General features: G+C 68.1%; 25 protein-coding genes. 11 read left to right on the forward strand and 14 right to left on the reverse strand.

The window, feature by feature from the left end; translation table 11 throughout:
• Window positions 1-8 precede the first annotated feature (8 nt).
• Together AC1HFH_RS00495 and AC1HFH_RS00500 are read right to left on the reverse strand one after the other, a co-directional pair.
• Window positions 9-374 carry a DUF3054 domain-containing protein gene (locus tag AC1HFH_RS00495; RefSeq protein WP_480245449.1) on the reverse strand — a complete coding sequence of 122 codons (366 nt, stop codon included), beginning with the start codon at window positions 372-374 and terminating at the stop codon, window positions 9-11.
• An 83-nt stretch (window positions 375-457) separates the two neighbouring features.
• On the reverse strand, window positions 458-2083 hold the full coding sequence (locus tag AC1HFH_RS00500; protein ID WP_480245450.1) for an NTF2-like N-terminal transpeptidase domain-containing protein: 1626 nt from the start codon (window positions 2081-2083) through the stop codon (window positions 458-460).
• Between the two features lie 444 nt (window positions 2084-2527).
• Here AC1HFH_RS00500 and AC1HFH_RS00505 point away from each other — a divergent pair, with 444 nt between their 5' ends.
• The gene (locus tag AC1HFH_RS00505; protein WP_480245451.1) at window positions 2528-3100 is read left to right on the forward strand and encodes a hypothetical protein; all 573 of its coding nucleotides are present in this window, start codon (window positions 2528-2530) and stop codon (window positions 3098-3100) included.
• Between the two features lie 115 nt (window positions 3101-3215).
• Window positions 3216-3680 carry a type II 3-dehydroquinate dehydratase gene (gene aroQ, locus AC1HFH_RS00510; protein WP_480245452.1) on the forward strand — a complete coding sequence of 155 codons (465 nt, stop codon included), beginning with the start codon at window positions 3216-3218 and terminating at the stop codon, window positions 3678-3680.
• Window positions 3681-3684: 4 nt separating this feature from the next.
• Here the strand turns inward: aroQ and AC1HFH_RS00515 are convergent, their stop codons facing one another.
• Window positions 3685-4131, reverse strand: a complete 447-nt coding sequence (locus tag AC1HFH_RS00515; RefSeq protein WP_480245453.1) for a nitroreductase/quinone reductase family protein — start codon at window positions 4129-4131, stop codon at window positions 3685-3687.
• 210 nt (window positions 4132-4341) lie between these two features.
• Between AC1HFH_RS00515 and AC1HFH_RS00520 the strand changes: the two genes are divergently transcribed.
• Genes AC1HFH_RS00520 through AC1HFH_RS00530 form a run of 3 tightly spaced genes read left to right on the forward strand, consistent with a single transcriptional unit; the run spans window position 4342 to window position 6306 of the window.
• Complete coding sequence (locus AC1HFH_RS00520) at window positions 4342-5244, forward strand: ABC transporter ATP-binding protein (RefSeq protein WP_480245454.1); 903 nt, start codon at window positions 4342-4344, stop codon at window positions 5242-5244.
• Window positions 5241-6089, forward strand: coding sequence for an ABC transporter permease (locus tag AC1HFH_RS00525; RefSeq protein ID WP_480245455.1), 849 nt, complete (start codon window positions 5241-5243; stop codon window positions 6087-6089). The genes AC1HFH_RS00520 and AC1HFH_RS00525 overlap by 4 nt, the downstream gene beginning before the upstream one ends.
• 22 nt (window positions 6090-6111) lie before the next feature.
• Window positions 6112-6306 carry a helix-turn-helix transcriptional regulator gene (locus AC1HFH_RS00530; RefSeq protein ID WP_480247991.1) on the forward strand — a complete coding sequence of 65 codons (195 nt, stop codon included), beginning with the start codon at window positions 6112-6114 and terminating at the stop codon, window positions 6304-6306.
• Window positions 6307-6350: 44 nt separating this feature from the next.
• On the opposite strand, the gene AC1HFH_RS00535 is transcribed toward AC1HFH_RS00530, so the two are convergent.
• Window positions 6351-7226, reverse strand: a complete 876-nt coding sequence (locus AC1HFH_RS00535; protein ID WP_480245456.1) for an NAD(P)-dependent oxidoreductase — start codon at window positions 7224-7226, stop codon at window positions 6351-6353.
• Window positions 7227-7440: 214 nt separating this feature from the next.
• Between AC1HFH_RS00535 and AC1HFH_RS00540 the strand changes: the two genes are divergently transcribed.
• Window positions 7441-7755: a winged helix-turn-helix transcriptional regulator gene (locus AC1HFH_RS00540; RefSeq protein ID WP_480247992.1), complete on the forward strand. Its 315-nt coding sequence runs from the start codon at window positions 7441-7443 to the stop codon at window positions 7753-7755.
• 6 nt (window positions 7756-7761) lie between these two features.
• On the opposite strand, the gene AC1HFH_RS00545 is transcribed toward AC1HFH_RS00540, so the two are convergent.
• The 3 genes from AC1HFH_RS00545 to AC1HFH_RS00555 form a co-directional block, all read right to left on the reverse strand.
• Complete coding sequence (locus AC1HFH_RS00545) at window positions 7762-8529, reverse strand: glucose 1-dehydrogenase (RefSeq protein WP_480245457.1); 768 nt, start codon at window positions 8527-8529, stop codon at window positions 7762-7764.
• A 74-nt stretch (window positions 8530-8603) separates the two neighbouring features.
• A complete protein-coding gene (locus AC1HFH_RS00550; protein WP_480245458.1) occupies window positions 8604-9455 on the reverse strand; it encodes a helix-turn-helix transcriptional regulator in 852 nt (283 codons plus the stop codon).
• A gap of 45 nt (window positions 9456-9500) precedes the next feature.
• Complete coding sequence (locus AC1HFH_RS00555) at window positions 9501-10643, reverse strand: glycerate kinase (RefSeq protein ID WP_480245459.1); 1143 nt, start codon at window positions 10641-10643, stop codon at window positions 9501-9503.
• A 144-nt stretch (window positions 10644-10787) separates the two neighbouring features.
• Between AC1HFH_RS00555 and AC1HFH_RS00560 the strand changes: the two genes are divergently transcribed.
• From AC1HFH_RS00560 to AC1HFH_RS00570, 3 genes are all read left to right on the forward strand, one after another.
• Complete coding sequence (locus tag AC1HFH_RS00560) at window positions 10788-11069, forward strand: type II toxin-antitoxin system RelE/ParE family toxin (RefSeq protein ID WP_480245460.1); 282 nt, start codon at window positions 10788-10790, stop codon at window positions 11067-11069.
• 11 nt (window positions 11070-11080) lie between these two features.
• Window positions 11081-11377 carry a HigA family addiction module antitoxin gene (locus tag AC1HFH_RS00565; RefSeq protein ID WP_480245461.1) on the forward strand — a complete coding sequence of 99 codons (297 nt, stop codon included), beginning with the start codon at window positions 11081-11083 and terminating at the stop codon, window positions 11375-11377.
• Window positions 11378-11440: 63 nt separating this feature from the next.
• Complete coding sequence (locus tag AC1HFH_RS00570) at window positions 11441-11752, forward strand: GNAT family N-acetyltransferase (protein ID WP_480245462.1); 312 nt, start codon at window positions 11441-11443, stop codon at window positions 11750-11752.
• A gap of 5 nt (window positions 11753-11757) precedes the next feature.
• Here AC1HFH_RS00570 and AC1HFH_RS00575 read toward each other — a convergent pair whose 3' ends face one another.
• Window positions 11758-12519: a lysophospholipid acyltransferase family protein gene (locus tag AC1HFH_RS00575; protein ID WP_480245463.1), complete on the reverse strand. Its 762-nt coding sequence runs from the start codon at window positions 12517-12519 to the stop codon at window positions 11758-11760.
• Between the two features lie 104 nt (window positions 12520-12623).
• Here AC1HFH_RS00575 and AC1HFH_RS00580 point away from each other — a divergent pair, with 104 nt between their 5' ends.
• Complete coding sequence (locus AC1HFH_RS00580) at window positions 12624-13268, forward strand: YqgE/AlgH family protein (RefSeq protein ID WP_480245464.1); 645 nt, start codon at window positions 12624-12626, stop codon at window positions 13266-13268.
• A 49-nt stretch (window positions 13269-13317) separates the two neighbouring features.
• On the opposite strand, the gene AC1HFH_RS00585 is transcribed toward AC1HFH_RS00580, so the two are convergent.
• From AC1HFH_RS00585 to AC1HFH_RS00595, 3 genes are all read right to left on the reverse strand, one after another.
• On the reverse strand, window positions 13318-14082 hold the full coding sequence (locus AC1HFH_RS00585; protein WP_480245465.1) for an ABC transporter permease: 765 nt from the start codon (window positions 14080-14082) through the stop codon (window positions 13318-13320).
• 35 nt (window positions 14083-14117) lie between these two features.
• Window positions 14118-15080 carry an ATP-binding cassette domain-containing protein gene (locus tag AC1HFH_RS00590; RefSeq protein WP_480245466.1) on the reverse strand — a complete coding sequence of 321 codons (963 nt, stop codon included), beginning with the start codon at window positions 15078-15080 and terminating at the stop codon, window positions 14118-14120.
• A 112-nt stretch (window positions 15081-15192) separates the two neighbouring features.
• A complete protein-coding gene (locus AC1HFH_RS00595; RefSeq protein ID WP_480245467.1) occupies window positions 15193-15720 on the reverse strand; it encodes an EXLDI protein in 528 nt (175 codons plus the stop codon).
• A gap of 115 nt (window positions 15721-15835) precedes the next feature.
• Here AC1HFH_RS00595 and AC1HFH_RS00600 point away from each other — a divergent pair, with 115 nt between their 5' ends.
• A complete protein-coding gene (locus AC1HFH_RS00600) occupies window positions 15836-16237 on the forward strand; it encodes a cupin domain-containing protein (RefSeq protein WP_480245468.1) in 402 nt (133 codons plus the stop codon).
• 52 nt (window positions 16238-16289) lie between these two features.
• Here AC1HFH_RS00600 and AC1HFH_RS00605 read toward each other — a convergent pair whose 3' ends face one another.
• The 3 genes from AC1HFH_RS00605 to leuS form a co-directional block, all read right to left on the reverse strand.
• Window positions 16290-16571, reverse strand: coding sequence for a hypothetical protein (locus tag AC1HFH_RS00605; protein WP_480245469.1), 282 nt, complete (start codon window positions 16569-16571; stop codon window positions 16290-16292).
• 57 nt (window positions 16572-16628) lie between these two features.
• Window positions 16629-16913, reverse strand: a complete 285-nt coding sequence (locus AC1HFH_RS00610) for a hypothetical protein (protein ID WP_480245470.1) — start codon at window positions 16911-16913, stop codon at window positions 16629-16631.
• A gap of 86 nt (window positions 16914-16999) precedes the next feature.
• Window positions 17000-19846 (reverse strand): leucine--tRNA ligase, encoded by a 2847-nt coding sequence (gene leuS, locus AC1HFH_RS00615; RefSeq protein ID WP_480245471.1) that lies wholly within the window; start codon window positions 19844-19846, stop codon window positions 17000-17002.
• Window positions 19847-20014 lie beyond the last annotated feature (168 nt).

Raw genomic sequence — 20014 nt, forward strand, 5'->3', positions numbered from 1 at the left:
CCGGGAGCTCAGCCCAGCGCCCGGACCGCGCCCCGCCAGCCGAGCAGGAACAGGGCCAGCACTGTTGCGGCGACCAGCACGAAACTGAGTGCCACGCCCTGGCCGCTGACCGCCCGCAGCAGCATGCCGCCGCCGAGAGTGCCCAGCCAGATCAGCACCCCGGTGGGCCAGAGGGCGGTGGCATCGAAGCGCGTCCGGTATCCCCACCGCTGCACCGCAGCGGCCACCAGCCAGCCGACCGCGAGTCCGACGGCGAACGGCCATACCGTCTTCGCCAGACCCGCCAGCACCGCCTCGTCGTGACTGCGCCGCCCGATCGCGCAGAAGACGATCACCAGCGCAATATCGGCAGCACCCGCCGTCCACTTGTTCACCCGGACAGCCTAGCGAACCCAGCCGGTCGGCCGACCGGGTAACACCCCACGCGACCAGCGAGGACACGCACCGGGCTGCGCCACTATTCCGGGGTGGACAGGGACTGCAGCAACCGGGCCGCCATCCGGGCGGTGGCATTGCCGCTGTCGATATCGTCGATGTGGATCGCGAACGCCAGATCCCCCATCGCCGCGATCAGCCAGCCGTCCGGCCCGGCGGTCGCGGAGTAGGCGATGACATCGCGGTAGCCCCGCAGCGGAGTCTGTTCCGGTTTGCCGATTCCCTCGTGCATCATCCTGCGTAGCCGGTCGACGGCCGCCGAGGAGAGCTCGGGAATCGGCGCCGCGGTGGTCCCGGGCACGCCCGCCTCGATCATCGGCGGCGCCAGTTTGCCGGACGCGATGGTGGCGGCCGCGATAGCCATCCCGAACGGGCTGACCTGGATACCGTTACCGGCACCGCCCTGACGAACCTGCTCGGCATCGCCGCCGTTGCCGAGCCGTCCGGTGACCTCCTCCAGGCCGGGTACCTCGAAATCGACGCCGACACCGAGGGCATTGGCCGCTTCGGTGATCTGTTCGCCGGAGACCTTGTCCCGCGGTTCGCCGGTGCCCGCAGCGGCCGCCGACCGGAACAGATCGGCGGCGCCACCGGCCGGGTAGAGCCCGGTGAACGCCACCGGCCCCTGCTCGGCAGCGTAGTTGTTCTGGGCCACCGCGACGACCGCACCGGTGGAGGGCTGTATCGCCACCAGCGTGGCCGGGGTCCCGACACTCACCACCGCGTCCTCGGCGGCGCGCTGCAGCCGTTGGTCCATGGTGGCGGAGATGTCCGGGCCGGGCGGCCCCTGATACCCGGCGACCTCCTCGACGAATTTGCCGTCCGGTTCGAAGATCCGCACTGCCCAGCCGGAATGGTCCAGTTGGTTCTGCTTCCACACTTCGCGCAGCGAGTCCAGCATGGGCGACCAGGTGCGGCGGTCGGCCGCGATCAACCGCGGCTCCTTCTCCATCACGACGCCGGGCACCCGGGCCATCCGCGGTTCGAGGATGTTGAAATCGCCCTCGCGCAGGTTCACCGCGACGATCGGTTCACCGTCGGCGGCGGCCAGTTCCTCGCGCAGCGACTCACCGGTGATCAGCGGGGCGACCACGGCGATGGCGTCGGAGAGGCCGTCGGTGGTGGCGACGATGTCATGGGTCTGCTTCGGGTCGATCTTGATCACATTGATGGTCTGCTCGGTCATCAGCAGATCGCCGGCGAGGTCGGTGATCTTCGGCGCCGGTTCCGGCATCGTCCGCACCAACTCCACGGTGCGGTTGCCCTCCAGCTGTGGCAGCACGATCGACGGATTCCAGGTGATCCGCCAACCGACCGAGAGCTTCCGGACGATGCCTTCGAGGGTGTACTTCCAGTCCCGGTTCTCACCGAAATTCCAGGCCACGTCCATACTGAACAGACCCTGTGTCCGATCGAGTTCGATGAACTGGGTCTTCTCGTAGTCGACGGTGCCCGGATGCAACCCCTCGAACATTTGCTTGATGGTTGCCGTAGCCGCCGAGGGATAGGAAGTCAGGGCACCGGCGCCCTCGTAGTCCTGATCGTCCAGCAACTCGGTGAACCGATCGACGATCGCCTCGGGCTCGGACGGTTCCCCGCCCACTCCGCACGCACCCATGGTGACGACAAGGGCGATCGCCCCGACCATTGCCCATCCACCCCGGACGCGGAAGCGGCGGGATCCCCACACATCCATATCGCCCACTCTTCACTCTTGCCACTCCGGTAACGAGACCACCGTACCGGAAGCCGACCCGCTTGCGATGTCCCGGTGACACAGGACGTTACCCATGCTCAGTATCTCGATTGTGCCCGAAATCTCCCCTCGATGAAGGCGTGATCGACGAACACCGGCCGACCGGATGGCAACAACCAGCGCGCATACCGTACCGGCAACCCCCGCGAGTAGTGCACATTCGGCATTGTTCGGCGATTCCTTTCAGAAGTACCCGATCGGTGGTCCGATCAACCCTCCACGGTCCCCTGGAAGCGATGCGCACCTAGCCGTTCACTGCAGGCTGAACCATCTCCGGCGAATGGGTGTAATCTTGTAATCACCGAAGCAACGCGAGTTGGTAAGCAGGTGATTCCGATGCGGAATACCCATCGCGGCCGCGGCGTCGGCCGGCCCGGCGGCTGGCAACAGGCCGATCTGCCCGATGCCACCGACGCCCCCGACTGGTTCGCCGGCCGATTGCCCGAGGACTGGTTCAGCGGCCCGCCGGAGGTCCGGATCGATCGGGACGAGATCGTCGTCATCGGCGAGCTGCGACCACCGGAGGTCGGCGCGGGCGAGCAACCCGTCCCGGCCGCCACCCAAGAGGGTGCCGTCGCCCGGTTCCGGGATACAACCCGCCCGGACCGGATGCGCATCGCGGACGAGGCGCAGCAGCGCTATCGGCGCAATGTGGCCTGGGGAGTTCGGGTCGACGGGGAAGTGCAGCTGTTCACCCACCTGGCCGTCCCGGTGATGACCCGGCTGCGGCAGCCCGAACGGCAGGTGCTGGACACCCTCGTCGACGCCGGGGTGGCCCGCTCCCGGTCCGATGCACTGGCATGGACGGTGCGACTGGCCGGTAAGCACGCCGAGGCGTGGCTGGCCGAACTGCGGGAAGCGATGCGCAAGGTGGACGATCTGCGCGCCGAGGGACCGACCGGACTGTAGAACCGAATCCGGGCCGACGCCCTCCCGAGGACCGCGAGGCGGCCGGGTTCCCGGCACGGACGCCGGACCGGGCGGTTCCGGCAGCCGCGCCACCGGCTCGTCTAAGGTGGCCCGCATGGCAGACAGTCCGGCGCCCGTGGACGGCCCGATTCTGGTCCTCAACGGGCCGAACCTGAACATGCTCGGAACCCGTCAGCCGCAGGTCTACGGCAGTGACACACTCGACGACGTCGTCGCGCTGTGCGAGCGGACCGCCGCCCGGTTCGACCGCCGCATCGTCGCATTCCAGTCGAATCACGAAGGCGCCCTGATCGACCGGATCCACCGGGCCCGTGGCGAGGCCGCCGGGATCGTGATCAACCCCGGCGGCCTGACCCACACCTCGGTGGCGCTGCGCGATGCGCTGGTGATACCCGAGGTGCCGATCGTGGAGGTGCACATCAGCAATGTGCACGCCCGCGAGGAATTCCGGCGGCACTCGTTCGTCTCCCCCATCGCGACGGCCGTGCTCGCCGGGATGGGTATCCAGGGTTACGCCGCGGCCGTCGAGTTCCTCGCCGCGACGGTGCTGCGCCGCTGAATCGTCAGCCGATCCGGAAGACCGGCATACCGGGTGCGATCGCGGCCAGCTCGGCGTCGGTGGAATCCGCAGTGGCACCTTCGAAATAGGCACCCACCTCCCAGCCCCACCGCTGCAGGTAGGCGCGCAGCACCTCGACCTTGTCCGCATCGTCGACCTCGGTGGCGGCGAACGCCGATACCTTCCGGCCCAGCCGCAGCTCCCCGGCACCCGCCACGCGCAGGTTCCGGACCCACTGGGTGCGCCCCCGCGGTGAGACGAGATAGCGCGCCCCACCGGACATGATCAGCGGATTGACGATGGCGGTCCGCCACTCCCCGCTGCTGCGACCGCGTACTGCCAGCAGTTGCGCCCCGGCCACCCCGATCCCGAACCTGGGCAGCAGCCCCATCATCTTGTTGAACGCGGCTTCGGCTCGGCCGGCGCGGATGTGTCGGGTGGTGGCGTCCATGACAGCTCCTTGTGTGAGCACTGCTCTCGTTTTCTGCACAGAAGCATGACAGGGCTGCCCCCATAAAACAAGAGCACTGCTCTCCCTTCTCCTGAACCTCCGATCCTCGGATAATGATTGCGCTGCGGAATGTAGTAGGTATACTACAAACAGTAGCTGAGCCACTACCGGGAGGAAGCAGTGGTAGATGTACCGGGGAAGGTTCTCGACGTGGAGAACCTCCAGATGAGATACGGCGACACCGAGGTGCTGCGCCAAGTCGGCTTCACCGCCCACCGCGGCGAGGTGCTGGTCATGCTCGGCCCGAACGGCGCCGGCAAGACCACCACGATCGAAATCCTGGAGGGATTCCGGAAACGGTCGGCCGGGCGCGTCGAGGTACTCGGGATCGATCCGGAGGCCGGGGACGAGGCATGGCGGGCCAGGATCGGCGTGGTGCTGCAGTCCTGGCGCGACCACAGCAAATGGCGGGTGCGGGAACTACTGGCCCAGCTGGGGTCCTACTACCTGCCGTATCGTGATGCCCGCACCCCGGTGCGGCCCTGGGACCCCGACGAACTGCTCGACGTCGTCGGGCTCGCCGATCGCGCCGGCGACAAGATCGCCACCCTGTCCGGCGGTCAACGCCGCCGGCTCGATGTCGCCATCGGCGTGGTGGGCCGGCCCGAACTGCTCTTCTTGGACGAACCGACCGCAGGCCTGGACCCGGACGCCCGGCAGCAGTTCCACGAACTCGTCCACCGGCTCGCCGACGAACAGGGCACCACGGTCCTGCTCACCACCCACGACCTGGACGAGGCCGAGAAGCTGGCCGACCGGGTGCTGATCCTGGCCGGCGGCCGGATCATCGCCGACGGCTCGGCCGACGAGCTGTCCCGCCGGGTCTCCGGCCGCACCGAGATCCGCTGGAGCCGGGACGGCCAGCGGTTCGTGCACGGCACCACCGAGGCGACCCCGTTCGTCCACCAACTGTTCCAGCAGTTCGGCACCGATATCGACGATCTCGAGGTGCGCCGGGCCTCCCTGGCGGACACCTACACCACCCTGGTCCGGCGCTACGAAACGGACCGGGGCGATACCGACCTGCACACGCTCGAGGAGCTGGTCCGATGAACCCGACCGTCAACGCCGTCCGCGCGGGCCTGCGCCGGACCGGGACCGAGATCCGCATTCTGTTCACCAACGGCGAGGATCTGGCGGGCGTGCTGTTCTCCCCGCTGATCATGCTCGGCGTGCTGTTCCTGATGCGCAACAGCAGCTTCCAGGACAGCGAGTGGACGCTGGGGCAGCTCGGCCTGCCGAGCGTGATCGGCATGATCATGGCCTTCAACGGCATATATCTGATCGCACAGTATCTGGTCCTCGACCGCGAGGACGGGACCCTGCTGCGGGCCAAGACCACCCCGAACGGGATGATCGGCTATCTGATCGGCAAGCTCGGGGTCAGCACGGCGTCCCTACTGACCCAGCTCGCTATCCTGCTCGCCGTGGGCATGGTGATCATCGACGGCGTATCGCCGGGCGGCATCTCCTGGCCGACGCTGGTCTGGGTGGTCGCGCTCGGCCTGCCGGCCGTCCTGCCCGCCGGAGCCATCCTCGGTTCGATCTTCGACAACCCGCGCAGCCTGTTCTTCGTGACGATTCCGCTGATGGGCGTGGTCGCCATCTCCGGGATCTTCTACCCGATCACTGCGATGCCGGGCTGGTTGCAGGGCGTGGCGCAGGTGTTCCCGGTCTACTGGCTCGGTCTGGGAATGCGTTCGGCGCTGCTGCCGGAGCAGGCCGCGGCGATCGAACTCGAGGGCAGCTGGCGACATCTGGAAACAGCTGCGGTACTGGGAATCTGGGCGGTGGTCGGGCTGCTGATCGCACCGGCGGTTTTGCGCCGGATGGCCCGCCTGGAATCCGGTTCCCGCGTCGCGGCCAGACGGGAGAAGGCCTTGTCGAGTGTCTACTGAGACGATCCACAACCGCATCGCCATGTTGCGGGCCGAACGCGGCATCTCGCGCCGGGAACTCGCCGACGCCCTCGAGGTGCACTACCAGACCATCGGGTACCTCGAACGTGGTGAGTACAGCCCCAGCCTGCATCTGGCGTTGCGGATCGCCGGGTATTTCGAGGTGCCGGTGGAAGTGATCTTCTCGATCACTCCGTTCCCGCGGATCGGCAGCTGAGACCGCGGCGCCGCACAGCCTATTGCTGTGCGGCGCCGCGCCGCTCATTCGGCATCGCGAAGCACCCGGTAGGCCGGAACCGGAGCACCGGCCTGTTCGGTCGCCGCGACAGCGCGCCGCCAGATCGCCTGGGCCGCACGCGAAAGCGAAGCATCGACACCGGCCTCTGTACTCGCATCGATGATGTGCTGCGCACCGGCATCCATCATCTTCAGATGTGCGAGATCGCCGGCACCACCTGCGAGAGCGGCCTGCGCACCCTGTTCGATGAAGAACTGGTACATGCCACTGAACTTCAGCGCGTACGGCAGGAACCGGCCGATATCGTTGCCCGACTTCTCGATCAGCGCGAACGCCTGGTCGAAGCCGAGCAGCCACGGGTGGAAGGTGGTCAGCAGCGCCTGATAGAACACCTGCGCCGCACCGTCGTCCGGGCCCAGATACTCCGCCGGGCTCAACGGCCGGAGCAGCTCGGCATGTTCGTCGAACACCGCCTCCGGTCCGCTGTAGAAGATGTAGGACGCGGGATGGTCGAGCACATCACCGGCCGACATCACCCCACCGGAGAGGAACTCACCGCCACGTTCGCGCACCCAGCGGGCGCCGGCCCGGGCCTGCTCGGGCGAATCGGAGGACAGGTTGGCGATCACCTTCCCGGCCAGCTGTTCCTCGGCCCGGCCGAGCACGTCGTACATCGCGGCATAGTGGGTCAGGCTGATGACGGCCACCCGGTTGGCCGCCAGCGCGTCGGCGACCGTTTCCGCCCGTTTCGCACCCAGCGCCACCATGGCGTCGACCTTGGCGGTACTGCGATTCCACACGGTCACCTCGGTACCGGCGGCGAGGAACGCCCGGACCATCGCCTGTCCCATCGGGCCGAGCCCGATCACCGTCACCGAGGGGGTCTGCTGCTGCGACATCGCGTTGTTTCCTTTGCTCACTGGGGCCGTTCGGGCGCTCGGCGGGAGTCGTTCCGGCGCCACGAACGATGCTCGTTCGCCCCGCTAGACTCGACAAGAACGCACATTGACGTGCGGATCCTTACGTCGAGGTACGCAATGAGGTCAGGAGTCCACGGTGAGCAGCGACAGTGACCGGGATCACGCGAGCCACGGCCCCGCCGAGCCCTGCGGTATGAGCATCGCGATCGATGTCGTGGGTGGTAAATGGCGAATGCATCTGATGTGGGCACTGGCCGATGGTCCGCGCCGATTCGGCGAGCTGCGCCGCCTGCTCACCGGCGTGAGCGAAAAGGTGCTCACCGAGAACTTGCGGCACCTGGAGACCACCGGGGTGGTCCGCCGGGAGATCTTCCCGGAGATCCCACCCCGCGTGGAATACTCGCTCACCCCCGCCGGCCGGGAGCTGGCCACCGCGCTGGATTCCCTCGAGCAGTGGGGAAACCGGCATCGCGCCGAAATGCTCGACAACCTCGCCGCGGCAGGCTGACCGCGGTCAGGCGGCTTCCGGCACGGCGGCCACCAGCCCGCCGTCGATGATCAGGTCCTGGCCGTTGACGTAGGCCGCCTCGGCCGAGGCGAGGAAGGCGACGACATCGGCGACCTCGTCGGCCGTGCCGAGCCGGCCCGCCGCGATCCCGGCAACGATGCCCGGCTCCTGCTCGGCGGTGATCGCGCCGTGGTACATCGGGGTCTCGATATAGCCCGGGCTCACCGAGTTCACCCGGATCCCGCGCGGCGCCAGCTCGGCGGCCAGGGTGTGCGCCAGGTTGTGCACGGCGGCCTTGGTCGCCGAATAGAGCGTCCCGACGGGCAGACCGCGGTGCAGCGTCCAGGAAGCGTTCAGCACGATCGCGGATCGGTCGGGCAGCAGCGGCAGCATCTCCTGGATCGTGAAGAACACCCCCTTGAAGTTGATGTCCACCACGCGGGCGAACTCGGCTTCGGTGACCTCGCCGATCGGTCCGAACGAAGCGACCCCGGCATTCGCGAACAATACGTCGAGGCGGCCGTACCGGGACCGGATCGTCTCGGCCAGGGCCGCGAGCTGCGCGCGGTCGGCGGCATCACCGGGAACGGCCAGCAGCCGGTCACCGGCAGCCAGGTGCTCGACCGCCGCATCCAGGCGAGCTTTGTCCCGGCCGGTGATCACCACCCGGGCGCCCTCGTCGAGCAGGCGGTGGGCGGTGGCCAGTCCCATCCCGCTGCTTCCGCCGGTGATCAGCGCGATCTTGTCGTCGAATCGGAGAGCGTCGTGTGTCATGTCGTTCAGCCTGCCCGCGGCCGGTCCCGCCGGACAGTGCGCCGTGATGCTGGGCGTACCAGCACCACCTTCGATCAGGCCGAGGCGGCCAGGTGGATGCGCAGCAGCGGTTCCAGCCGGGCCTCGGTAGCGGTACCCGGCTTCGGGTTGTAGAGCACGAGGGACAGGCCGGGCTGATCGGCGACGGTCAGCGTGGTGGTGTCGAAGTGCAGTTCCCCCGCTTCCGGGTGCCGGATCGACTTGACGCCGGTTCCCGGTGCCGCGACATCGTGGCGGTGCCACAGATCGGTGAATTCCGGGCTGATCGCGCTCAGATCGTCGATCACCCGCCGGAACTGCGGATCGCCCGGCGCATGTGCCAGGTCGGCCCGGAATGCCGCGACCACCTCAGGCGCGATCTGTGCCCAGCGGTCGTGCATACCGCGGTAGCGGGCGTTGGTGAAGAAACTGATCAGGCAGTTGTGGTCGGTGTCGGTGTAGCCGAAGACGGCGCGGGCGGCATCGTTGACCGCCGGCAGGTTCCAGTAGCGGTCCCGCAGCACCGCGGGCCGGGGCAGCCAGGCCGACAGCAGATCGCGCAGTTCCGGCCCGACCATCGCGGCCGTTTCCGCTGCGACCGGCGGGTTCAGCCCTGCCAGCAGATAAAGATGCGCACGCTCCGATTCGGTCAGGCACAGGGCACGTCCGATGGCGTCCAGCACCTCGGCCGAAACGTTGATGTCGCGCCCCTGTTCGAGCCAGGTGTACCAGGACACTCCGACCCCGGCGAGCACGGCGACCTCCTCCCGCCGCAGCCCCGGTGTCCGGCGCTTGCCCGCCGCCACCAGCCCGACCTCGTCCGGCGTGACCCGGGCCCGCCGGGACCGGAGGAACTCCCGCAACTGTTCACGGCGCGCCCGCCGCTGGGTAACCGATGCACTGGCCATAATCCACGGTAACGGTCGTCGGCCCGGTCCCGGTTCGGCAGCGCGCTAGCCATGCTCGGGTGGCGCCGTGGAACGGGTTTCGGCCAGGTGCGCGGCGGCGAGCCGGCGGCCGGTGCGGACCAGCAGTGGGCGGGCGTCGCTCAGGCAGCGGGCCGGGTCGGGTTCCAGATCGGTGAGTGCATAGGCGGCGGTGAAGCCGGCGGTCGACAAGGCTTCGGCGGTGAGCAGGATCCGTCCCGCCACGGCGACGACCGGCCGGCCCGCCGAGCGGGCCGCGGATGCGACACCGGCAGGCGCTTTGCCGTGCCGGGTCTGTTCGTCGAGGGCACCTTCGCCGGTCACCACCAGGTGGGCACGCTGGATCAGGCTGTCGAGTTCGAGCAGTTCGGCGACGACCTCGAAACCGCTGCGCATGCGGGCGTTCAGCAGCGCCATCACACCGAAGCCGGTGCCGCCGGCGGCACCCGCCCCGGGTTGCCCGGCGAATTCGCGACCCAGCAGTTCGGCCCAATTGTCCAGCGCCGCCTCGAGAATCGGCCGGTCCTGTGGGCCGACCCCCTTCTGCCGGCCGTAGACGGCCACCGCCCCGGCCGGGCCCAGCAGCGGGTTGTCCACATCGCAGGCCAGGGTGACGGTGGTCGTCGCGAGCGCGGGATGCATACCGAACCGGTCCAGGGTCACCGCATCCCGCAGATCCGCTGCGCCGGAACCGATCTGCCGCCCATCGGGCCCCAGAATCCGCAGCCCGAGCGCCCGCAGCATCCCGGCGCCGCCGTCACTGGAGGCACTGCCGCCCAGGCCGAGCACGATATCGCGCACTCCGTCGTCCAGCGCCTGCCGGATGACCACCCCCAGCCCGTAGGTGTTCGCACCCAGCGGATCGAACCGGCCACCCGGCAACCGGGCCAGGCCGACGACATCCGCCAGCTCGATCACCGCACTGTCCCCATGCCGGGCGTAGGCCGTTTCCACCGGCACCCCGGTCGGTCCCGGTGCCGTCACCGCCACTCGCTGCCACCCGGCCGCCAGGAATGCCGCCACCGTGCCGTCGCCGCCGTCGGCGACCGGCACCTGATGGATCCGTGCCTGCGGGCAGTCGGCCACGATCCCCTCGGCCAGCGCAGCACACACCTGAGCGGCCGTCAGCGACCCCTTGAACTTGTCCGGTGCCAGCACCACTTCCACCACGCCGTCTCCTCAGCCGCCCGACCCACCGTCCCTGCCGACCACCACAGTCAGGAGGTGTTCCGGCATTCTCCGCCCCACCGCCCGGCTCCGCCACCGCAAGACGCCACCCTGGACGTTGATAACGCATCGCGTTACTATTGTCAGGTGATCCGATCCTTCGCCGACTCGGCTACACAGAAGGTCTGGAATCGAGAACGAGTACGCGGCTTGGGACCGGATCTACAACGGATGACGCAACGGAAGTTGCGGCAACTCAACGCCGCAGTGGTCCTGGAGGATCTTCGTATACCTCCGGGCAACCGTTTGGAGAAGTTGGTCGGCGACCGAACCGGACAGCACTCCATCCGGGTGAACAGCCAATACCGGATCTATTTCTGCTGGACTCCGGCCGGGCCGGAGGACGTCGAGTTGGTGGACTACCACTGAGGATGATCGATATGGATGACAAGGCCCACGAACCGATCACTCCCGGCGAAATCCTCCTGGAGGACTTTCTGGAGCCGATGGGGATCTCCCAGTACCGTCTGGCACACACCATCGGGGTACCGCCACGCCGGATAAACGAGATCGTGCACGGAAAGCGCCGGATCACACCGGAGACCGCGATCCGACTGTCCCGCGCATTGGGGTTGAGTGAACGCTACTGGCTCAACATTCAGGCCGACTACGACATCGCGGTGGCGAAGGACCGGCACCGCGCCGAGATCGACGCGATCACGCCGCTGTCGGCCTGACCGGGTGGGCGTGCCCGGGCACACCTGCGACCGTAGGGACGACTACGGGAGTAGCGTGCATGCATGGCGACCGAGGTGCGGCAGAACCCTGGGCTGGAGCGGTTCGAACTGACGGTCGGCGACACGCCCGCCGGCTATATCGAATACCAGGACACCGGTCCGGAGCGGGCGCTGGTGCACACCGAGATCCGGCCGCAGTTCGAGGGACAGGGCCTGGCGAACGTGCTGATCCGGGCGGCGCTGGACAGCAGCCGGGCGGAGGGGTTCAGCGTGCTGCCGTTGTGCCCGGTGGTGCTGCACTTCGTGGAGACCCATCCCGGCTACGTCTCGATGGTGCCGCAGCGGGCCCGGCCGCTGTTCGGGCTGCCGCAGTAGCCGGTTCAGTAGTGCGCGACCGCACCGTCCACGGCGAGTTGCAGATCATCGCGAACCAGGCGGGCGATCTCGGCCGGCCGGGTCGGCAGCTCGAGCACCGGCGGCCGGAAGTAGAAAACCGCCGAGACCACCTCTTCCCGGGTGGGCTCGACGGCCGGATCCGGGCGCGGACCGTAGCTCATCGCGAGACTGACCAGCGCCGGCGGCGCGTCCAGCTTGGCCGCGCGGAAGGCGATGTGCCCGATCCCGCTGCCCACCGCCTGCACCCGCGCCGGATCGACATCGTTGCAGGTCCCCTCGGGAAAGATGGCCAGATGGTCACCGTGCGCCAGCCGCTGACCGCAGACGTCCATCATCTGCTGCGCGGCCGCGTTCACCGCCCGGATGCCGTGATCCTTGCCGCGGAAGACCGGAATGCCACCCATCATGTCGACCTTGCGCCGCTGTTCCGGATCGACGAACAACTCGTCCTTGGCGAGTACCCGCACCCGGCCGATCTTCCGGCGTAGCGGCGAACACCAGGCGGCCGCCGCCACAGTGTACGGGTCGTGGTGGGAGAGGTGGTTCAGCGCGTAGATCACCGGCCGGCCGCTGCGGAGCAGGGCGCGCAGCTGGTCCGGGACCCCGTCCGCGTACCGGATCCGAGGCCGATACCGCCGGCCCAGCAGTGCGTAGGCGCCCCAGGCCTGCAGTCGGTTCTGCCGATGGCGGAGGTAGTAGTCGTAGACGGCATCGCTGTTGTCGAGCAGGACCTCGGGCACTGGCATACCGCGACCCTACCCGCGCCGGAGCGCCGGCATTTGTGTCCGATTCGTCGCAGATCGGACATTCCTACGAGCGCTGGAGGGCCATCCGGTGCGATGATGGCTCGGTGGCACGCGGAGACGACCCCGACGACCGCCGGACCCGAGGCGGACCCGGAGATCACCCACGCCGCGGCTCCGGCGACGGTGAGTACGGGGTGCGCGCGGGGAGCCTGCTGGTGTCCTCGACCGAGCTGACCGAACCGGCCTTCCGGCGCACCGTGGTGTACGTCATCGAGCACAACGACGCCGGCACGCTCGGGGTGGTGCTGAACCGGCCCAGCGAGACACCGGTTGCCGATGTCCTCCCGAGGTGGACATCGGCGGTGGCCGACCCGGAGGTGCTCTATATCGGCGGCCCGGTGAAACGGGATGCGGCGATCTGCCTGGCCGCGGTGCGGACGGGTGCGTCGATCGACGGGATCCGGGACCTGCGCCGGGTGGACGGCCGGATCGCCCTGGTCGATCTGGATGCCGACCCCGATCTGATCGCCCGGTACGTCGAGGGTGTCCGGGTGTTCGTCGGTTATGCCGGCTGGAGCATGGGCCAGCTGGACGGCGAGCTGGCCAACCGGGACTGGCTGGTGGTATCGGCCCGCCCGGACGATGCCATCGGCACCGACCGCCGGGATCTGTGGGCCCGGGTGTTGCGCCGCCAGCCGCTGCCGACCTCGCTGCTGGCCACCCATCCGATCGAACTCGAACGCAACTGACGAACGCCGCAACGCCCCGTGCGGCGGCACGGGGCGCAGCTGGTGTCGATCAGCGGGCGGTCTTGCGGTTACCGGCCATCGCCCAGAGGAAACCGACCGCGGTGAAGCCGGCGCACCAGGCGAGCGTCAGCACCCCGTTCGCCCCGATCTCGGTGCCCATCAGCAGGCCGCGCACGGTCTCGGTGAAGGGGGTGAACGGCTGGTACTCGGCGAACCAGCGCATCCCGGTCGGCATGGTGTCGGTGGCGACCAGACCACTGCCCAGGAAGGGCAGGAAGATCAGCGGCATCGGCATATTACTGGCAGCCTCCGGGTTCGCGGCTTGCAGACCCATGGCGACGGCGAGCCAGGTCAGCGAGAATGCGATCAGGGCCAGCACGCCGAAGGCGGCGAGCCATTCCAGCACGGTGGCATCCGTGCGGAAGCCGATCAGCGCCGCCACGGCGATCATCACGACGGTGGCGGCCAGTGCCTGCAGTACCGCCCCGATCACCTGCCCGGCCAGCGCCGACGGCTGCCAGATCGACATGGTGCGGAACCGGTTGACGATGCCTTTCGTCTTGTCCATCGAAACCGTCACGGCGACACCGGCGGTGAGCATCGCCGGAATCATCATCATCATGCCCGGCGTCAGATAGTCGATGTATTCGCCGCCGGTGGATTGTTTCAGCGCACCGCCGAAGACGTAGTTGAAGATCAGCAGCAACAGCACCGGCATGAGCACCGTGCTGATGGTGAGGCTCGGGTATCGGCGCGCGTGCAGCAGGTTGCGGCGCAGCATGATCGACGTGTCGGTGAGGATATGGGTGGTCATCGGATTGCTCCTTGTCGGTGCTCGGCCGGATCGGGTCAGGCTGCTTCGGAAACGGTCTGGCCGGTGATGGTGAGGAAGACGTCGTCGAGATCCGGCGTGTGCACCGAAATCCCCACCGCATCCAATGCTTCGGCGTCGAGCCGATCGAGAACGGCGCGCAGCGAGCGCACTCCGCCGTCGCCGGGAACGGCGAGGATCAACCCGTCGCTCGCATCCAGGGGCCGGGCATCGGGCCCGAAGGCCCGTGCCGCGGACATCAGCTGATCGCGCTCGGCGAACTCCAGCCGGATGTGGCCACCGGGGATCAGCCGTTTCAGCTCCGCGGCCGTCCCCTCGGCCACCAACCGCCCGTTGTCGAGAACGGCGATCCGGTCGGCGAGCTGGTCGGCTTCCTCTAGGTACTGGGTGGTGAGGAAGACCGTCATCCCGGCCTCGTCGACCAGATCGCGGATCATGCCCCAGATGGACCGGCGGCTGCGCGGGTCGAGTCCGGTGGTCGGTTCGTCCAGGAACAGCACCCGGGGGCTGCCGACCAGGGTCATGGCCAGATCCAGTCGGCGGGTCATCCCGCCCGAATAGGTGCTCGCCGGTTTGTCGGCGGCCTCGACCAGATCGAAGCGGTCCAGCAGTTCCCCGGTGAGCCGGGCAGATTCGCGCCGCGGCAGATGCTGCAGATCGGCCATCAGGCGCAGGTTCTCCCGGCCGGTGAGCAGATCGTCCACGGCGGCGAACTGGCCGGTCACGCCGATCGATTCGCGGACCGAGCCGCGGTTGCGGGCGAGGTCGTAGCCGTAGACCTCGATATCGCCTGCGTCGGGACGGCGCAGAGTGGTGAGGATTTCGACGGTGGTGGTCTTGCCGGCCCCGTTCGGGCCGAGCAGGGCGAAGATGCTGCCCTCGGGCACGGTCAGGTCGATGCCGTCGAGCACGGTGTGGTCGCCGTAGGCCTTGCGCAGGCCGGTCGCCGAGATCGCGGTGGGCCGGTGGGTGTCGGTCATGGTTCTGCCTTTCAACCAGTATTCATGTATCAGTGCGAATGTTTGCATGATTTATCCACACCGCCCCCCGGGGAGCGGCGGTAGCTGATGGTTTTCGGTTGTGCGTGATCCGCTAGATGTCGAGGTCCTCGATCTTCGGATTCGTCGCGAGATCGTGCACGCGGTCGTACAGCTTGTCCGGTAGCGAGTCCTGCAACTCCTCGATGGTGTCGACGATGACCAAGTCGTAATCACCCCAATCCCAAGGCTTGTCACCGATACCGAACATGCGGCGCCAGTACTTCAGGTCCGTGACACTGCCGGCCTGCTTCCCGGTCGGATATTCGGTCCACGGCGCCGTATGTGTATGCAGGACGTATTTGCCCTTGCGACTCCGGTAGACCCGCTGATCCATCGCGCGGGTGTCGTCCATGTCCTGCCACTCGCCGAGCAGCTTTCCGGCGAATCGGACCTGCCGGAGACCGTCCCGCCCGACCGGCAGCACCACCTCGTCGAAGCCCTCCTGCTGACCTTCGGCCAGTTCGATGAACCGCCGCAGCGCGGTGACGACCGCGCCCGAGAGGTTGCCGCCGACGAGTTCCTGCGCCCGCCGGAACAGGGGCAGGTCGTCATCGGATACGTAGATCGTCTTGTTCGGCATGGGAACGACTATACGTAGATGTATACGTAGATGCAATACATTTGCCATACATTGCCGGAAGTCGCAGATCAGAACCAGTTTTTCCGCCGGCGGGCCGCCGTGTTTGGATGACCGGATGATCCTGCAGCGCCGATCCGACTACCGGACCAATCCCGCACCCGCGACGGGGACGGCCAGCCGCGAGCTGCTGCGGTGCACCCTCGGCCGCCACGAGATCATCGTCCGCCGGACCCGGATCGCCCCCGGTGGCAGCAGCGGGTGGCATTACCACGACGGAACCCTCTGCGTCCTGGTCACCCGGGGCGTACTGGACCATCCGTACGTCGGCCGCGGAGCAGCCCGCTACCGGCGCGGCCGCCTCTTCATCGAACCCAGCGGTGCGGAACACGTCCATATCGCCCGCAACCTCGCCCGCGAACCGGTGCACCTGCTGGTGGTGTACGTGAACCCGGTGGGCGCCCCACTGTCACACAGCGTCCCGGAACCTCCACCGGAAACCCCTTCCCACGGCGAATAATTCGGGCCGAACAACCCCGCCGAGCCGACTCGTGCAGCGCCGATGCTCCGGCCTACATACCCCCGCCACCACCGCCACCGCCGTCACCACCGCCACCGCCGAAGCCGCTGTCACCCCCGAACGCAGAGCCGCCGTCACCGGATGCCCAGGCACCGCCGCGCGTCCCCATCGAGGCACCCGAACCCGATCCGCCGCCGCGGCCACGCCGCCGGAGCACACCGATCAGCAGAACGAGGTTGGCTGCCACCACCAGCACCACTGCCAGCCATGGAACGAACCCGATCGCCACAATCGCCGCCACGCCGAAAAGCAGTGCGACCAACAGATAGACCATGATCCCTCCCCAGAATCGGCCGGCCGGTTACGCCGACCTCTCCGAGTATGCCACCGGTCAGTCACCACCGCCCCCGGCGCAGCCACCGCCGGAATCACCGAAACCGGAACTTCTGTCGTCCAGTTCCCATTCACCGTCTCCGCCCGGCCCACCGGACCGGCGTCGGCCGCCCGACAGCGGTGGGCCACTGTTGGCGATCCGGTACATGGCACGACCGAAGGCGGCGAACAGCAACAGGACGACCGGTCCGAACACCAGCAGCCGCCAGAGCTCCAGCCCTTCCAGCACCACCGCGCCCACTGCGGCAAGGACAATGATGACTGCCAGTCCAACCAGGTACATCCGACGCCTCCCCGGAACTCGTCGACCCTTCCGAGTATGACGAATTCCGGGCCGCCCCGCAGCGGGAAAGCCCGCCGCGCACCGGGTCACGGGACGATGTTCACCAGCTTCCCGGGAACCACGATCACCTTGCGCGGGGCATTGCCGTCCAGGATCGCGGCGATCTTCTCGTCCGCCACCGCGGCGGCCTCGATCGCGGCCTGATCGGCATCGGCCGGCACCTGGATCCGGCTGCGCACCTTGCCCTTCACCTGGATCGGGAACTCCACGGTGTCCGCCACCAGCAGCGCCGGGTCGGCAAGCGGGAAGGGGCCGTGGGCCAGCGATTCGGTGTGCCCCAGGCGATCCCACAGTTCCTCGGCGATATGCGGGGCCAGCGGGGCCAGCATCAGCACCAGCGGCTCCACGGCGGAGCGGGGTGCTCCGTCCGGGAAGTTCTTGGTCAGATGGTTGGTCAGCTCGATCAGCTTGGCGCCGGCGGTGTTGTCGCGCAGCGCGGCCAGGTCCTCGTCGACACCGGCGATGGTCCGATGCACCAGCCGCAGCGTCTCGTCGGCGGGAGCGACATCGGTGACCCGCACCGCACCGGTCTCCTCGTCCACCACCAGCCGCCAGACCCGCTGCAGGAACCGGTGCGCGCCGACGACATCCTTGGTCGCCCAGGGGCGCGAGGTGTCCAGCGGGCCCATCGACATCTCGTAGAACCGGAAGGTGTCGGCGCCGTACCGATCGCAGATCTCATCTGGGGAGATCGCGTTCTTCAGCGATTTGCCGATCTTGCCGTATTCCTGGGTGACCGCGATCTCGACGCCGTCCGGACCGGTCCAGAAGAATCCGCCGTCGCGCTCGGCCACCTCGGCGGCCGGGACATAGGCGCCCCGCTCATCGGTGTAGGCGTAACCCTGGACATAGCCCTGGTTGAACAGCCGCCGATACGGTTCGCTGCCGGTGACGTCGCCCAGATCGAACAGCACCTTCTGCCAGAAGCGGGCGTACAGCAGGTGCAGAACGGCATGCTCGACACCGCCGACGTACAGATCGACCCCACCCGGGTCCTGCGGGCCGTGTTCGGCCGGGCGCGGTCCCAGCCAGTACTTCTCGTTTTCCGGGGCGCAGAACGTCTCCGCGTCGGTCGGGTCCGCGTAACGCAGCTGATACCAGGAACTGCCGGCCCAGTTCGGCATCACATTGGTATCGCGCCGGTACTGCCTCGGGCCGTCGCCCAGGTCCAGGGTGACATTCACCCAGTCGGTGGCCTTGGCCAGCGGCGGCGACGGTTCGGAGGCGGCGTCGTCCGGATCGAAGGTCACCGGTGCGAAATCGTCCAGCTCCGGAAGTTCCACCGGCAGCATCGATTCCGGCAGCGCATGGGCTCGGCCCTGCTCGTCGTACACGATCGGGAACGGTTCGCCCCAGTACCGCTGCCGGGCGAACAGCCAGTCCCGCAGCTTGTACTGGATCTTGCCGGTGCCGCGGCCCTCGGATTCGAGCCGGGCGATCACCGCCGCCTTGGCCTCGTCGACCGGAAGCCCGTTCAGGAAACCCGAATTGACCAGTTCACCGTCGCCGGAGTGGGCGCCCTCGGTGATGTCGCCACCGGCGATCACCTCGACGATCGGCAGACCCAGGGCGGTGGCGAAATCCCAGTCCCGCTGATCGTGGCCGGGCACTGCCATGATGGCTCCGGTGCCGTAGCCGCTCAGGACGTAGTCGGCGATGAAGATCGGCACCTCGGCGCCGTTCACCGGGTTGGTGGCATGCACACCCAGGAAGACGCCGGTCTTCTCCTTGCTCTCCTGCCGTTCCAGATCGGATTTCGAGGCGATCGACTTCCGGTAGGCGGCAACGGCTTCCGCCGGAGTGGCGGCACCGCCGTTGGTCCAGCGCGGATCGGTGCCGGCAGGCCACGCGGCGGCGGTCAGCTTGTCGACCAGTTCGTGTTCCGGCGCCAGCACCACATAGGTGGCGCCGAACAGCGTGTCCGGGCGGGTGGTGAAGACCTCCAGTTCGGCATCCGGCGCATCGAACCGCACCTGCGCACCACGCGAACGCCCGATCCAGTTGCGCTGCATGGCCTTCACATTGTCCGGCCAGTCCAGCGCGTCCAGGTCGTCGACCAGCCGATCGGAGTAGGCGGTGATCCGCATCATCCACTGCCGCATCCGTTTACGGAAGACCGGGAAATTGCCGCGCTCGCTGCGGCCGTCGGCGGTGACCTCCTCGTTGGCCAGCACCGTGCCCATCCCCGGGCACCAGTTGACGACCGACTCGGTCTGATACACCAGCCGGTGATCGTCCAGCACCGCCGCGCGCTCGGTGGCGGTCAGCTCGGACCAGGCCCGGCCGTCCGGGGTCGGCCGGTCACCGGCGGCGAACTCCTGTTCTAGTTCGGCGATCGGCCGGGCCCGGTCGGCCGCCTCGTCGTACCAGGCGTTGTAGATGCGCAGGAAGATCCACTGGGTCCAGCGGTAGTACTCGGGATCGGTGGTCGCGAACGAACGCCGCCGGTCGTGGCCCAGCCCCAGCCGGTCCAGCTGGCGCTGCATGGTGCCGATATTGGCCTCGGTGGTGTCGCGCGGATGCGCACCGGTCTGCACCGCGTACTGCTCGGCGGGCAGGCCGAAGGCGTCGTAGCCGAGCGCGTGCAGGACATTGCGGCCGTGCATCCGGTGGTAGCGGCCGAACACATCGGTGGCGATATAGCCCAGCGGATGCCCGACATGCAGGCCCGCACCCGACGGGAACGGGAACATGTCCTGGATGAACAGCTTGTCCGCCGGGGTCGCACCGGCCAGCGGCCCGACCGGATTCGGGGCGTGGAAGGTCCCGCGCTCGTTCCAGATCTGCTGCCAACGGCGTTCGATCCGGCCCGCGAGCTCGGCGTTGTACCGGTGCTCGGGTGCATCGCTTTCGGTTGCGCGAGTGTCCTGCACAGTCCTGCTTCCTGTTCTGCCGCAGCGGCCGAACCGCGCCGCCCGACTCCGGTCTTTCCGGGGCATGTAGTGGCCGGTCGTTCCAGCCATACACCCAGGGTAGAACGTGGTGACCACCGGTTTGTCCGAGGGCCGCCCCCGGCAGCGGCGGCCGGTGGCAGCGCACCC

The organism is Nocardia sp. KT25-26, assembly GCF_056627695.1.